At 74.3% G+C, this 15794-nt stretch carries 7 protein-coding genes; 6 read left to right on the forward strand and 1 reads right to left on the reverse strand.

All coding sequences use genetic code 11. The annotated features are described in order from the left end of the window. Positions 1–143: 143 nt before the first annotated feature. Entirely contained in the window at positions 144–4799 is a 4656-nt protein-coding gene (gene gltB, locus JQX11_RS17340; protein ID WP_204926011.1) for a glutamate synthase large subunit, read from the forward strand. Next, positions 4792–6300 carry a glutamate synthase subunit beta gene (locus JQX11_RS17345; RefSeq protein WP_204926012.1) on the forward strand — a complete coding sequence of 503 codons (1509 nt, stop codon included), beginning with the start codon at positions 4792–4794 and terminating at the stop codon, positions 6298–6300. Before gltB ends, JQX11_RS17345 begins: the two co-directional genes overlap by 8 nt. A gap of 537 nt (positions 6301–6837) precedes the next feature. Here JQX11_RS17345 and JQX11_RS17350 read toward each other — a convergent pair. Continuing rightward, positions 6838–8376 (reverse strand): M1 family metallopeptidase, encoded by a 1539-nt coding sequence (locus JQX11_RS17350; RefSeq protein ID WP_204926013.1) that lies wholly within the window; start codon positions 8374–8376, stop codon positions 6838–6840. A 216-nt stretch (positions 8377–8592) separates the two neighbouring features. Here JQX11_RS17350 and JQX11_RS17355 point away from each other — a divergent pair, with 216 nt between their 5' ends. The 4 genes from JQX11_RS17355 to JQX11_RS33110 all read left to right on the forward strand — a co-directional run bounded on the left by JQX11_RS17355 (position 8593) and on the right by JQX11_RS33110 (position 15641). Then, positions 8593–9390, forward strand: a complete 798-nt coding sequence (locus JQX11_RS17355; protein WP_204926224.1) for an SGNH/GDSL hydrolase family protein — start codon at positions 8593–8595, stop codon at positions 9388–9390. A gap of 107 nt (positions 9391–9497) precedes the next feature. After that, positions 9498–12179 (forward strand): hypothetical protein, encoded by a 2682-nt coding sequence (locus tag JQX11_RS17360; RefSeq protein WP_204926014.1) that lies wholly within the window; start codon positions 9498–9500, stop codon positions 12177–12179. Between the two features lie 81 nt (positions 12180–12260). Then, entirely contained in the window at positions 12261–14894 is a 2634-nt protein-coding gene (locus JQX11_RS17365) for an FtsK/SpoIIIE domain-containing protein (RefSeq protein ID WP_204926015.1), read from the forward strand. After that, entirely contained in the window at positions 14895–15641 is a 747-nt protein-coding gene (locus JQX11_RS33110; protein WP_204926016.1) for a hypothetical protein, read from the forward strand. The last annotated feature ends 153 nt before the right edge of the window (positions 15642–15794 follow it).

A 15794-nucleotide genomic window follows, 5' to 3' on the forward strand; every position in this document is an offset into this window, starting at 1 on the left:
GCGAGACTACACGTCCCAGAGTCTGGAAGGTGTGATCAATCCGCACTGGCCCTGCCCGGGTCGCCCTAACGTAGACTCAACAGACCGCCCAGGGCCGACGTCGTCCCGACCATGAAACAACCTGAGTGACGACAGGAGACCCGGTGGCCCTTCCGTACCCGCACAGCCCGCAGCCGGTCCCTTCCGCGACCGGTCTGTACGACCCGGCGCACGAGCACGACGCGTGCGGGGTGGCCTTCGTGGCCGACCTCTACGGGCGGCGCTCCCACGCGGTGGTGGCGAACGGCCTCGGCGCTCTCTGCCGGCTCGACCATCGCGGCGCCCGGGGCGCCGAGCAGAACACCGGCGACGGCGCGGGCATCATGATCCAGGTGCCGGACGCGTTCCTGCGCGCGGTGGTGGACTTCCCGCTGCCCCCGGCCGGCCAGTACGCCACCGGCCTGGTCTTCCTGCCCGACGACGACGGCGGTGAGGCCCGCGCCCGTCAGGTGGTGGAGAAGTACGCCCTCGTCGAGGGGGCCGAGGTGCTCGGCTGGCGCGACGTGCCGACCGACCCGAGCGGGCTGGGTGAGACCGCGCTGGCGGCGATGCCCCGTATCCGGCAGCTCTTCCTGGCCGCGCACCGGCTCACCGACACCCCGGCCGGCCCGGCCGGCTCCCCGCTGTCCGGCATCGACCTGGACCGGGTGGCGTTCTGCGTGCGCAAGCAGGCCGAGCGGGAGACCGCCGAGCGGGGGGTGACCGCCTACTTCCCGTCGCTGTCGGCGCGGACGATGACCTGGAAGGGCATGCTCACCCCCGACCAGCTGCCGGAGTACTTCCCGGAGCTGACCGACGAGCGGGTCGACAGCGCGATCGCGCTGGTGCACTCCCGGTTCTCCACCAACACGTTCCCGTCCTGGCCGCTGGCACACCCGTACCGGTTCATCGCGCACAACGGCGAGATCAACACGATCCGCGGCAACCGGAACTGGATGCAGGCCCGCGAGGCGCTGCTGCGCAGCCCGCACCTGCCCGGCAACATCCGCCGGGTGTTCCCGGTCTGCACCCCGGCCGCCTCCGACTCGGCCAACTTCGACGAGGTGTTGGAGCTGCTGCACCTGGCCGGCCGGAGCCTGCCGCACGCGGTGCTGATGATGATCCCGGAGGCCTGGGAGAACGACCCGGCGATGCGCCCGGACAAGCGCGCGTTCTACCGGTTCCACGCCAGCCTGATGGAGCCGTGGGACGGACCGGCGTCGGTCGCCTTCACCGACGGCGAGATCGTCGGGGCGGTGCTGGACCGCAACGGCCTGCGGCCGGGCCGCTGGTGGCGGACCTCCGACGGGCTGGTGGTGCTGGGCAGCGAGGCGGGCGTGCTCGACCTCGACCCGGCCACGGTGGTCGCCAAGGGCCGCCTCCAGCCGGGCCGGATGTTCCTGGTCGACACGGTCAACGGCCGGATCGTCTCGGACGACGAGATCAAGACCGAGTTGGCAGCCGCCCAGCCGTACGACGAGTGGCTGCACGCCGGCCTGATCGACCTCGGTGACCTGCCCGCCCGGGAGCACGTGGTCTACACCCACGACTCGGTGCGTCGCCGGCAGCAGACCTTCGGCTACACCGAGGAGGAGCTGAAGATCCTGCTCGCCCCGATGGCCCGTACCGGGGCGGAGCCACTGGGCTCGATGGGCACCGACACCCCGATCGCGCCGCTGTCGACCCGGCCCCGGCTGCTCTACGACTACTTCCACCAGCTTTTCGCCCAGGTCACCAACCCGCCGCTGGACGCGATCCGGGAGGAGTTGGTGACCAGTCTGGCGTCGACCATCGGCCCGGAGGGCAACCTGCTGGACCCGGGTGCGGCGAGCTGCCGGCAGATCGTGCTGCCCTACCCGGTGATCGACAACGACGAGCTGGCGAAGATCCTCTCCGTCGACGAGGACGGCGACCTGCCCGGCTTCAAGGCGGTCCGGGTCTCCGGCCTCTACCGCCTCCGCGACGGCGGGGCCGGCATCAAGGCCCGGCTGACCGAGATCTGCCGGCACGTCTCCGAGGCGATCGAGGACGGCGTACGCATCCTGGTGCTGTCCGACCGGGACTCCAACGCCGACCTGGCGCCGATCCCGTCGCTGCTGCTGACCGCGGCGGTGCACCAGCACCTGGTGCGGGAGCAGACCCGGACCCAGGTCGCGCTGGTCGTGGAGTCCGGTGACTGCCGCGAGGTGCACCACGCGGCGGTGCTCATCGGGTACGGCGCGGCGGCGGTCAACCCCTACCTGGCCTTCGAGTCGGTGGAGGACATGATCGCCACCGGGGCGCTGGTCGGGGTGGAGCCGGGCAAGGCGGTCCGCAACTACGTCAAGGCGCTCGGCAAGGGCGTCCTCAAGATCATGTCCAAGATGGGCATCTCGACGGTGTCGTCGTACTGTGGCGCGCAGGTCTTCGAGGCCGTCGGCCTGGACACCCGGCTGGTCGACCGCTACTTCCGGGGCACCCCCAGCACCATCGGCGGGATCGGGCTGGCCGGGATCCACACCGAGGTCGCCGCCCGGCACGCGCAGGCCTGGCCGACGCCCGGCACCGTCGGCTCCACCCGGCTGGAGGTGGGCGGCGAGTACCAGTGGCGGCGCGAGGGTGAGCTGCACCTGTTCAACCCGGAGACGGTCTTCCTGCTCCAGCACGCCACCCGCAGCCGGCAGTACGACGTGTTCCGCCAGTACACCGCCAAGGTCGACGAGCTGGCCGCGCAGGCCGGTTCCCTGCGCGGGCTGTTCACCCTGCGGACCGGGCTGCGCCCGGCGGTGCCGATCGAGGAGGTCGAGCCGGCCACCGAGATCGTCAAGCGGTTCGCCACCGGCGCCATGTCGTACGGGTCGATCTCGGCGGAGGCGCACGAGACCCTGGCCATCGCGATGAACCGCCTCGGCGGCAAGTCCAACACCGGCGAGGGCGGCGAGGACGTCGACCGGCTGCACGACCCGGCCCGCCGCTCGGCGGTCAAGCAGATCGCCAGCGGACGCTTCGGGGTGACCAGCGAATACCTGGTCAACGCCGACGACCTCCAGATCAAGATGGCGCAGGGCGCGAAGCCCGGCGAGGGTGGGCAGCTGCCCGGCAACAAGGTGTGGCCGTGGATCGCCCGCACCCGGCACGCCACCCCCGGCGTCGGCCTGATCTCCCCGCCGCCGCACCACGACATCTACTCCATCGAGGACCTCGCCCAGCTCGTGCACGACCTCAAGTGCGTCAACCCGGCCGCCCGGGTGCACGTCAAGCTGGTCAGCGAGGTCGGTGTGGGCACCGTCGCGGCCGGGGTCGCCAAACTCAAGGCCGACGTCATCCTGATCTCCGGGCACGACGGCGGCACCGGCGCGTCCCCGCTCAACTCGCTCAAGCACGCCGGCACCCCGTGGGAGCTGGGCCTGGCCGAGGCGCAGCAGACGCTGCTGCTCAACAAGCTGCGCGACCGGGTCACCGTGCAGGTCGACGGGCAGCTCAAGACCGGCCGGGACGTCCTGGTCGCGGCGCTGCTCGGCGCGGAGGAGTTCGGCTTCGCCACCGCCCCGCTGATCGTCGAGGGCTGCGTGATGATGCGGGTCTGCCACCTCGACACCTGTCCGGTCGGCATCGCCACCCAGAACCCGGTGCTGCGCGAGCGCTTCACCGGCCGGCCGGAGTTCGTGGAGAACTTCTTCCTCTTCCTCGCCGAGGAGGTCCGCGGCTACCTGGCCGAGTTGGGCTTCCGCAGCATCGAAGAGGCGATCGGGCAGACCGAGGTGCTCGACGTCGTACCGGCGATCGACCACTGGAAGGGCCACGGCCTCGACCTGGCCCGCGTGCTGCACACCCCCCAGTTGCCGGAGGGAGCTGCCCGGCGGGGCATCCGCGCCCAGGACCACGGTCTGGCGCAGGCCCTGGACAACGAGCTGATCGCGCTGGCCGAGCCGGCGCTGCGCGACGGCAGCCCGGTCCGGGTGGAGGTGGCGGTGCGCAACGAGCACCGCAGCGTCGGCGCGATGCTCGGCGGCGAGGTGACCCGCCGGCACGGCGGCGCCGGCCTGCCCGACGACACCGTCGAGTTCGTGCTGCGCGGCACCGCCGGGCAGTCCTTCGGCGCGTTCCTGCCGCGCGGGGTGACACTGCGGCTGCACGGCGACGCCAACGACTACGTCGGCAAGGGGCTCTCCGGCGGCCGGATCGTGGTCCGCCCGGACGCCGCCGCGCCGTTCGTCGACCCCGAGGCCGCCACCGGGCAGCGCGCCGAGGACCAGATCATCGCGGGCAACACCATCCTGTACGGGGCCACCGGCGGCGAGCTGTTCCTGCGCGGCCGGGTGGGGGAGCGGTTCGCGGTCCGCAACTCCGGCGCGGTGACCGTCGTCGAGGGCGTCGGCGACCACGGCTGCGAGTACATGACCGGTGGCACGGTGGTGGTGCTCGGCGAGACCGGTCGCAACTTCGCCGCCGGCATGTCCGGCGGTACGGCGTACGTGCACCGGCTCGACACCGGGCGGGTCAACACGGAGCTGGTCGACCTGTCCCCGCTGCGTGACGCCGAGCGGGAGCTGCTGCACGACCTGGTGCAGCGGCACGTCGCCGAGACCGACTCGGCGATCGGCGCGGAGCTGCTCAAGCGCTGGCCGGATGCGGTACAGGAGTTCACGGCCGTGGTCCCGAGGGACTACCGCCGGGTGATGGAGATCATGAAGGCCGCCGAAGCCGCCGGCCGCGACGTCGACGACGCGGTCATGTCTGCGCTGACCGCGTCGGTGCCGCCCGTCCCGCGGGTGGTCGCCCAGGAGGTGGCTCGTGCCTGACCCGAACGGTTTCCTGCGCTACGAGCGGCGGCTGCCGGCCCGTCGACCGGTGGCGGTGCGGATCACCGACTGGCGGGAGGTCTATCCGCCCGCCGGGGAGGAGCTGATCCGCGAGCAGGCCACCCGGTGCATGGACTGCGGCATCCCGTTCTGCCACGACGGCTGTCCGTTGGGCAACCGCATCCCGGACTGGAACGACCTGGTCCGCACCGGCAGTTGGGACGCCGCGGTCGATTCGCTGCACGCCACCAACAACTTCCCCGAGTTCACCGGCCGGCTCTGCCCGGCTCCGTGCGAGGCGGCCTGCGTGCTGGGCCTGGGCGGCCAGCAGCCGGTCACCATCAAGCAGGTCGAGGTGGAGATCGCCGACGCGGCGGTGGCCCGGGGCGGGCTGAATCCCCGCCCGGTGCCGGCGTCGACCGGGCGGTCGGTCGCCGTGGTCGGCTCCGGGCCCGCCGGGCTCGCCGCCGCCCAGCAACTCGCCCGCGCCGGTCACGCCGTCACCGTGTACGAGCGGGACGACGCGATCGGTGGTCTGCTCCGCTACGGCATCCCCGACTTCAAGCTGGAGAAGCAGCACATCGACAGGCGGCTGGCCCAACTCGCCGCCGAGGGCGTGCAGTTCCGCACCGGGGTGAACGTCGGTGTCGACGTGACCGCCGAGGAGCTGCGGGCCCGGCACGACGCGGTGCTGCTGGCGTGTGGCGCACTCCAGGGGCGGGACACCCCGGAGACGCCCGGTCGGCCGCTGCGCGGCGTGCACCAGGCGATGACCCACCTGGTCGCCGCCAACCGGGTGGTCGCGGCGGCCGGGGACGGCCGGCCCGCCCCGGCGGTGCTGCCCGACGGCGCGCCGATCGACGCGGCCGGCAAGCACGTGGTGATCATCGGTGGTGGCGACACCGCCGCCGACTGCCTGGGCGTGGCCCACCGGCAGGGCGCGGCCGGTGTCCACCAGCTCGACCTCTACCCCGAGCCGCCGCACGGCCGCGACGCCGAGCGGGACCCGTGGCCGACCTGGCCGTGGGTGCTGCGCAACTACCCGGCGCACGAGGAGGGCGGTGAGCGGGTCTTCGCGGTGGCGGTGCAGGAGTTCGTGGACGACGGCACCGGCCAGGTCAAGGGCGTCCGGATCGCCGAGGTGACGGTGGAGCGGCGGGACGGCCGACGGATCGTCACCGCGCTGCCCGGCTCCGAGCGGGAACTCCCGGCCGACCTGGTGCTGCTGGCCATCGGCTTCGAGGGCACCGAGGAGCAGCCGCTGCTGGCCCAGTTCGGGGTGACCCGCAACGCCCGGGGCGCGGTCGACGCCCGCCCCGACTGGCAGACCGACGCCGACGGCGTCTTCGTTGCCGGGGACATGCACCGGGGCGCGTCGCTCATCGTGTGGGCGATCGCCGAGGGGCGGGCCGCCGCCGCGGCGATCCACTCCTACCTGGGTGGGGTGGGTGACCTGCCGGCCCCGGTCGACCCGGCCCGCCAGCCCCTCGCCGCCCGCTGACCCGCCCGCTGACCTTCGCCAGGCCCTGACCCTTCCCACTGGCTGGTTCGTCCGGCCTGCTGGTCTGTCGGGCCTGCCGGCAGACGGTGTCGGGCAGGCTGATCGGTGGTCGTCAGCCGACCTGGTTCCAGGTCGGCTGACGACCCGGCCCGGCGAGCCCGCCGCCGTTTCGCCCCCCGTGCCCAGCCGGCCCGCGGCCGCTTCTGCGGCACGACCTGTCCGGGCGCTGCCGTGTTGTGCCCCAGGGGTGTCGGAGCCTGCCCTCCACGGGGCACATGTCCCCACGGAGCGTGTTATGCCTGACAGGCATGTTTATGACTCTGAGGAACACTGCTCTGCGGAACCACCGTTTCCGGCCGGCCTCGACGCAGCCCCCGAGCGGCATCGACTCCCGGGCCGGGCTGGTTGCGGGCCGAGTCGGAGTCGAACCGGAACCAGCCCGGGGCCGGGGTCACGGGTCTGGCCGGCCTGCGCGGTCTGGGCCGGTCCGGGCTGCCCGCGCCGGTGCCGGGGGCGGGCAGCCCGAACCGGGGTCGGTCAGCGCGCCAGCAACTGGTGCGCCGCCCGGATCTGGGTCCACGACTTCGGCTGGGCCGGGGCGGTCGTGGTGCGGGTGGCGGCGGCCGGAGCCGGCCGGCCGGGGGTGAACAGCCAGGTGGTGAAGACCGGGTCCAGGTCGAGGCCGGAGATCTGCTCGGCGAGGGCCTGGAACTCGGCGATGGTGCCGTTGCCGTACCGGTGGGCGGCGGTCCAGGCGGGCAGGATGCGGAAGAACGCGTCGTCGCCGACGGCCAGCCGGAGCTGGTGCAGCGCCATCGCGCCCCGGTCGTAGACCGCGCCGTCGAACACCGCGCCGGCACCCGGGTCGCCGGGCAGCACCTGCCAGAACGGGTCGTCGGCCGGGTAGTCGGCGTAGGTGAAGTCGAACAGTTCCTGCGCGGTGCCCTCACCCTGCGCCTCCGACCAGAGCCACTCGGCGTACGAGGCGAAGCCCTCGTTAAGCCAGATGTTGCTCCAGTTCGCCACCGAGACCGAGTCGCCGAACCACTGGTGGGCGTTCTCGTGCACCACCACGTACGGGTTGCTGCCGCGTCGCCAGAAGCCGGGCCCGTACACCGGGCGGGTCTGCGTCTCCAAGGCGAAGCCGAGGCTGTCGAGCGGCGCGGCCACGCCCCCCTGCGCCTCGAACGGGTACGGCCCGAAGATGCCGCTGGCCCAGTCGACGATCTCGGCGGTGCGTTCGATGCTGGCCCGGGCGGCCGGCTTCCGGTCGCCCAGGGTGGTGCTGTAGGCGTTGATCACCGGCTGCCCGTTCGGGGCGGTGTCGGTGACGATGTCGTACTGGCCGATGGCCAGGAACGCCAGGTAGGTGGCGCCGGGCTTGGTGCTGCGCCAACCCCACCGCATCCGGTTGCCGGCCTCGGCCAGCGGGGGTCGGGGCTGCACACCGTTGCTGATCACCTCGACGCCGTCGGGCACCGACACCGAGATGTCCCAGGTGGCCTTGTCCAGCGGGTGGTCGTTGGAGGGGAACCACCACCAGGCCGACTCGGGCTCGTTGACGGCGAGCGCGCCGTCGGCGGTGCGGGTCCACCCGGAGTAACCGTTCACCAGGGTCTCCGACGGCACACCGGCGTAGGTGACCACGACGGTCATCGCCTGACCGGTGGTGAGGCCACGCGGCGCGGTCACCACCAGCTCGTGGTCGCCCTCCCGGGCGAACCGGGCGGTCCACCCGTTGACCCGCACCGACTCCACGTCGAGCAGGAAGTCGAGGTTGAACCGGGAGAGCTCCTGGGTGGCCGTGGCCAGGATGGTGGTGGTGCCGCTGAGCCGGTCGGTGGCCGGCTCGTAGCGCAGCCGGACGTCGTAGTGGTCGACGTCGTAGCCGCCGTTGCCGTAGTCGGGGAAGTAGGGGTCGCCGAGGCCGGGGCTGCCGGGTTTCGGGGCGGCCGAGACCGCGACCGACCGGCTCTTGCCCGGTCGGGCGTCGGCCTGGCCGGGGGCACCGGTCACCAGGGTGCCGGCGGTGGTGACGGTCAGGGCGGCGATGGCCGCCGTGAAAACACGTCGCACGGGGTGGACTCCCTCCATCGGGGTGTTCGCACCGACAACCTAATCGACGACGGTGGAAACGTGCGCCCCGGATGGCAGGGATCGGCTGTTCTCATCCTGTCGATGTTTCGCTAGCATTACCGACTAGTAACAACGCCTCACCCCCCTGGCCACGCGCGCGGTCCAGAGGCTTCCCCCGTTGCTGCCCCTGGAGGATCCGTCATGCCCCACCGCGCCCTGCCCCGCCGCGCTCTGGCCCGGGCCGTCACCGCCCTGGCCGCCGTCCTCGCCACCGTCACCGGTGTCCTGCTCGTCCCGACCGCCGCCCAGGCCGCCACCGTCCACTACGTCGCGTTGGGCGACTCGTACTCCTCCGGTGTCGGCGCCGGCCCGTACGACCTGTCCACCTGCCTGCGCAGCCAGAAGTCGTACGCCCCACTGTGGGCCGCCGCCAACGCGGTGAGCAGCTTCGCCTTCCCCGCCTGCGGCGGCGCGGTCACCGCCGACGTGATCAACAAGCAGGTCGGCTCGCTGAGCGCCACCACCACCCTGGTCACCATCACCATCGGCGGCAACGACGCCGGCTTCGCCGACGTCATCACCAGCTGCCGGTTCGGCAGCACGGCGACCTGCACCGCCGCCGTGGACAAGGCCAAGAGCTTCGCCACCGCGACGCTGCCCGGCCGGCTCGACGCCACCTACGCCGCGATCCGTGACCGGGCCCCGAACGCCCGGCTGGTGGTGCTCGGCTACCCCCGGCTCTTCGAGACCGGCTCCTGCGGGGTGCTGGCGATGAGCAGCTACAAGCGGACCATCCTCAACGAGGCCGCCGACGTGCTCGCCACGGTCACCGCCGCCCGGGCCGCCGCGGCCGGGGCCACCTTCGCCGACGCCCGCCCGTTCTTCACCGGGCACGGCGTCTGCGCCGCCGCCCCGTGGATCCGCGACGTCAGCGGCGTCATCGAGGCGTACCACCCGAACGCCGACGGCTACCGGTACGGCTACCTGCCGACGCTGACCGCCGCGCTGCGCTGACCGGCCCGGCCTGGTGACCGGCAGCAGCCCACCGGACACCCTCGGTTGCCTCCGTCGTCGACAATGGGAGCCCTTCCTGGTTCCCTGTCGGCGGCGGAGGTGCCCGTATGCGTGAACCGGTGACCCCGCCGCTGCCCCGGCCACCCACCGTGGACGGCCCCCCGGTCGGCGGCACCGAACTGCTCGCCCTGCTCACCCGGCTGCTGCGCCGGCCGCGTCGGGGCGACCGACGGCTGCCGGTGCTCTGGCTGGTCCGGGCCGCCACCGGCGGCGATCCGGCGGCCCTGTTGCGCCGCTTCGTCGGGCGGGGCGCGGGGCGTCGGGTCCCGCACGCCGTGCTCGACCTGGCCGCCCGCCCCGACCTCGTCGACGTCCCGGCGGTGCTGCGGGAACTGCACCGGCAGTTGTCGCTGGAGGCGTTCGGGGCGGCCCGGCTGCGGTTCCGCCACCACCCGCTGGCCGACTGGTTGATGCAGCAGACCCTCGACGTGGGCGTCGACGCCGCCGACAGCGGACGGGCCACCCTGGTCCGTCGGCTGCGCGACTGGCGGGGCCGGCGTCCCGTCGAGGAGCCGCAGGTCAGCGGGGAGTCGGGGGTCGGCACGGCGCTGCAGGTGCTGCTCTGGCTGCTGCGCCGGGCGGTGCCCAGCGCGGTGTTCCGGATCGCCGTCTCCGGCCGGGTGCCGGGCGTCGGTGGCCACTACCGGTGGTTCATGCGGCAGCAGTACCTGGCCCCCCGCCAGTCGGTGACCTTCCTCGGGTTCGCCGAACGGCTCACCGCCGGCTGGCGCGACGGCGAACAACCCGCCCAGGTGGACAAGCTGCTGCTGCACGCGTTCCTGGAGGACCTGCGGCAGGCGTACCGGCGACGGGTGTGGCGGCCCGGGGACTGGCGGCGCACCGCGTACCCGGTGCTGCTGCTCGACGGCGTGGAGGTCGACGGCGTCGGGCACACCCTGGTCCGGCTGCTCACCGACGTGCGCAACGAGACCGGCCGCAACGACCCGCTGCTGGTGGTGGCCCTGGCCACCGCGCCACCGCCCGAACTGCCCGGCACCCGACCGTTGCGCGAGGCGGACGACGCCTACGACGAGTGGGCCGAGGCGCTGCCCGAAACCCGGCGGCTGCGGCGCTCCGCCGCCTGGCTGGTGGCGCTGCGCCCCGACGACGAGGACGCCACCCCGCCACCGGGGGTCGTCCCGCCCGCGCTGGTCGCCCCGGACCCGCCGTGGTGGGCACGGCGGTTCCTGCCGGCGGCGGTGGCGGTGGTCCTGCTGGCCGGGATGCTCGTGTGGGCGGACAGCCGGTGGACGCTGGACTGCCATCCGACGCCGACCGGTCAGGTGCGGGTGCAGGTGCTCGCCGGGGAGTGCGTCGGCTACAGCGACACCGCCGCGCAGGTGTTCAACAGCGAACCCGGCCAGGAACGGCTGCGCGCGGTGCAGCGGCGGATCTTCGCGCAGAACCGGGCCGCCGAGGAGGTGTGGCGGCGCAGCGACCAGCGCCGGCCCTACCTCACCCTGGTCTACCTGGGCACCCTCACCGGCAACCGGACCCGGGTCGACGAGGAGCCCTACGTCTCCGAACGCGAGGAACTGGAGGGCCTGGCCACCGCCCAGTACGCCCTGCTCAAGGAGTCCGCGGCGGCCGACGGCGCGGCCCTGCTGCACGTGGTGGTCGCCAACGGGGGCCGGCAGATGCGCCACGCCGGGCCGGCGGTGGCCATGCTGGAGCGGTTGGCCCACGACGACCCGACCGTGCTCGGGGTGGTCGGGCTGGTGGAGAGCCGCACCAGCACCGCCGCGGCGTTGCGGGAACTCAACCGGGTCGGCCTGCCGGTGCTCGCCCCCACCCTGTCGGCCGACCGGATGGACGGGAACTCCAGCCTCTACCTGCAGATCTCCGCACCGAACTCGGCGCAGGCCGCGATGATCGAGACGTATGCCCGCCAGGTGTTGCGGGTGACCGAGGCGCACGCCTACTTCACCACCGGCGAGGGCAGCTCGCTCACCGAGGATCTCTACGTCGGCACGCTGGTCGACGGGCTGCGCCAGCGGTTCGGCAGCCGGCTCACCCGGCTCGACGAGTGGAATACCGGGCGTCGGTTGACCGCCGAGTGCGGCTACCGGGGGGTGCTGGTGTTCGCCGGGCGCTGGTCGGAGTTCGACGGGTTCCTGCGGGCGTTGAAGGAGTGCGGCAACGATCCGCCCCGGCACCTCGTCGCCGACGACTCGGTCAACCGCTACATGGCCAACCCGGGGCTGCGGGCCAGCGCCCCGGGCAACCTGCCGGTGACGTACGTGTCGAAGGCGGCGCTGGCCACCTGCGCCGCGCTACGGGCCGCGCAGGCCGCCCGGGACGACGCCCGGGGCAGCTTCCTGACCTGGGTCGGCGCCGACGACCTGCTCGACCCGCCGCGCTGCCGCGACGGTGCCGGCGCGCCCGTCGGTGAGCGGGTCAGCCTCGCCTACGACGCGGCGATGATGATGGTGCGGGCGCTGGAGAGCCTCGCCGCCCGGCTGCGCCACGCCGACACCGGCCGGCGCTGGGAGCCCCGCTCGGTCAACCCGGTCGGCGTGCACGCCGAGGTGCTGCGGCAGAACGCCGCTGCCGGCTACCCGGGGGTCGCCGGGGTGGTCCGGTACGCCCCCGACTCGGGCGAGCCGGTCGCCAAGCGACTGGCGTTGCTGCGGGTGGCGCGGGTGCCGGACGTGGCCGCCGAGCCGGTCGAGGTGTTCCACTGTGGGGCGGCCGACAGCGGACCGGACCCGGGCTGCCGACCTGCCTGACCCGTGGGCGGGTCGTGCGTCCCGACCCGCCGGGGCGCTAGGGTTCCCTCGATTCGTCCGCACGTGGGTGGGGAGCAGTGGGTGGGCAGGCTCGCATCGGCGTACGGGCAGGCGGTCGCCGCGCACCGGCAGGCCCGGCAGCGGTGGTCGGCGGCCCGTGCCCTGCTGGACCGGTTGGCCGGGCAGCCCGTCCCGGAGCGCACCGCCGACCTGGTGGCCCGGCTGGCTCGGCTGGCCGACGCGCTGGCCGCGCCGCCGCCGGGCAGCACCGACCGGACCGACCCGACCGCCCCCGCCGGCCCGCCCCCCGGCCCCGCCGCCGGGGTGCCCGCCGGCCCGCCGCCGGGGCACGTCGTCGTGTCGCCGGGCGGCCCGGCCCGTGGTCACCGGGCGACGCCCTCCGGCGACGAACCGGCGGCGGTGCGCATCGGCGAGGCGTCCACGGCGGACGGCCGGTTTCCGCTGCTGCTGCCGCTGGGCGCCGGCCGGCACCTGGCGGTCGACGGCGACGCCCGCGATCCCCGGGTGGCGGTGCTGCTGCGGGTGCTGGTGCTGCGGCTGCTCACCACGGCCGCCCCGGGCAGCGTGCGGGTAGTCGGCATCGACCCGGCCGCCTGGGGGGCGACCTTCATCCCGCTGCGTGCGCTGCGCGACGCCGGGGTGCTCGGTGGGGTCGCCACCACCGAGGCCGAGATCGGCGCGCTGCTGGACGCCGCCGAGGCGCACGCCCGCGCGGGGGAGGCCGAACTGCTGCTGGTGGTGGCCGCGTCCGCGCCCGGCCCGCGCGAACTGGCCCGGCTCGCCGCGCTCACCCACGCCGGGCCGTCCGCCGGGGTGTGCGTGCTGTTCGCCGGACGCGCGGTGACCACGCCCGGCCAGGCCCCACCCGTGCTGGGCGGCACCACCGAGGTACGTCTCGACGAACGGTACGCCCGGGTCGGCGATCCGCCGGGGTACCCGTTCAGCGCCGACGGCACCGGCCTGCCCGTGCCGGTGCTGCTCGACGGTGACCCGCCCGCCGCAGCCGTCCAGGCGCTGGCCGACCGGCTGGGCGCCCAGGTGCGCCGGGACACCGCCCTGCACCTGGCCGACCTGCTGCCCGAGCGACGCTGGACCGGCTCCGCCCGGGGCGGCCTGACGACGGTGGTCGGCCGCTGCGGGCGTACCCCGGTCAGTCTGGCCTTCGACGACGCGACGCCGCACTGGCTGGTCGGTGGCCGCACCGGCGCGGGCAAGACGGTCTTCCTGCTCGACGTGCTCTACGGCCTGGCGGCCCGCTACTCCCCGGCCGAGCTGCACCTGTGGCTGCTCGACTTCAAGGAGGGGGTGAGCTTCACCGAGTTCGTCCCCACCGACCGGGACCCGTCGTTCCTGCCGCACGCGCGGGCCGTCGGCGTCGAGTCCGACCGGGAGTACGGCCTGGCCGTGCTCCGTGAACTGCGCCGGGAGCTGGGCCGGCGGGCCGGGCTGTTCAAGCGGCACGGGGTGAGCAAACTCGCCGACCTGCCGGACACCGAACCGGTGCCCCGCACGGTCGCCGTGATCGACGAGTTCCACGTGCTGTTCGCCGGCAACGACCGGCTGGCCCGGGAGGCCGTCGACCTGCTGGAGGAGCTGGCCCGCAAGGGCCGCTCGTACGGTGTGCACCTGGTGCTGGCCAGCCAGAGCACCAGCGGCGTGGAAGCCCTGTACGGCCGGGCCGAGTCGCTGTTCGGGCAGTTCGCGTTGCGGGTGGCGCTGCCCGGCGGTGAGGCGGTGCTCGGCCCCCGGGCGACCGTCGCCGGCCCGACCCGGATCGGCACGGCGCTGGTCAACACCGAGGCCGGGGCGGCCGGCGCGGACACCCTGCTGCGGTTCCCCGACGCCCACGCCGACACCCGCCAGCTCGCCCGGCTGCGCTACGAGCTGTGGGACGCCCGCCCCGACGACACCGGCCCGCCCGAGGTCTTCCGGGGGTACGCCACCGCCCATTTGGAGGACGAGCCGTCCCCTGCCGCCACCCGCCGCCCGGCGGTGCTGGTGGGCCGGACGGTCGACGTGGTCGGCAGCACCGCGCAGTTCGACCTGGACGCCTCCCCGGGCCGGCACCTGGCCGTGGTGGGCACCTCGACCACCGGCGCGCACGTGCTGCGGGCCGCCGCGCTGAGCCTGGCCGGGCAGCACCGGCCCGGGGAGGCCGAGTTCGTGCTGGCCGCGCTGGTGGCCACCGCCGACGAGCTGGCCGACGACACGGCCGCCGGGCTGAAGGCCGCCGGGCACCCGGTGACCCAGGTCGACGCGGCCGGGCTGCGGGCCCGCATCGCCGGGCTGGCCGCCGGCCCCGGGGAGCGCGGCCGGACGTACCTGGTGGTCTTCGGGGTGGACGCGGCCCACGCGGTGCTGGCCGCCACCGACCCCGACACCTACCGCACCGGCCACGACGACCTGCGGGCGCTGCTGCGGGCGGGGCCGGGGCACGGGGTGCACCTGCTCGGCTGGTGGCGGGGCCTGCGCCGGCTCGCCGACGATCTCGGCGGCAGCCAGAACCGCGACGACGTGGCCTGCCTGGTGGCGCTGAACGTGCCCGCCGACGATCTCGGGCTGCACCTCGGGGTGACCGACCTGGTGTGGACCCCCCGCCCCAACCGGGCCGTGCTCGTCGACCGGCACGTCCCGCGCACCGCGCTGATCGTGCCGTTCGTCCGCCCCGGGTACCACCCCGATGAGGAGCACTGAGTGGCCGGCTACGACGAGTACGCGGCGGTCGTCCGGCAGCTCTCCGCCCGGATCAGGGAGGGGGAGCGGGGTGCCGTCGCCGAGGCGGAACGCCGCCGTACCCTGCACGCCGGGGTGACCCAGCTCGGTCAGCGGCTGGCCGCCCAGGAACAGCGCCTCGCCCAGCTCGCCGCAGCCGCCGGCCTACCTGCCGTGGCCGACCCGGCCCTCGGCCCGCCCGCCGTGCCCGAGCTGGCTCCCGGCCCGGGGCCCGCGCCGGGGTCGGTCACGGGTCCCGGGCCGGGGGCCTTGCCGGGGTCGGTCACGGGTCCCGGCGGGTCCGGGGTGGACGGCGATCCGGCGGTGGTGCTGGCGGAGACCGGGCGGCTGGTCGACGAGGTCGACCGGCTGGGCCAGCAGGCCGAGGCCCTGGCCCAGCGGCCCACCCTGCTGCCCACCTGGTCGCCGACCGCCCGCGCGGTCGCCGTCTACGCCGGCTGCGCCGCCGTCGGGGCGCTGGTCATGCTGGTGCTGGTGGTCGCCAACGGCATCGGCGTGGTCGACGGCGTCACGCTGGGCGCGCTGACCTGCGCCGGGCTGCCGCTGATCTCCTTCGTGGCCGGTTGGCTGGTTCTCGGCCGGTGGGGGCGGCCGGCCCTGGCCACCACCGACCCGCCCCGCTACGCCCCGCTCGGCTTCTTCATCTGCGCCCTGCTGGTGCCCATCGCGTACTGCGTCACCCTGGTGGTGTTCCGGCTCGTCCGCTGACCGTGATCGACCCGCATGATCGACCCGTTCGCTTGATCGACTCATGTGGGTCGATAATGCGGGGTCCGGCCCGTCCCGATGCCGCTACGTCGGCCCACATGATGCGGACGCGGGGTGGCTGCGTCTGGTGGTCGCCTCGTAGGCTCGCGGTGA

The sequence above is a fragment of the Micromonospora humida genome, assembly GCF_016901255.1.
GTDB lineage: Bacteria > Actinomycetota > Actinomycetes > Mycobacteriales > Micromonosporaceae > Micromonospora > Micromonospora wenchangensis.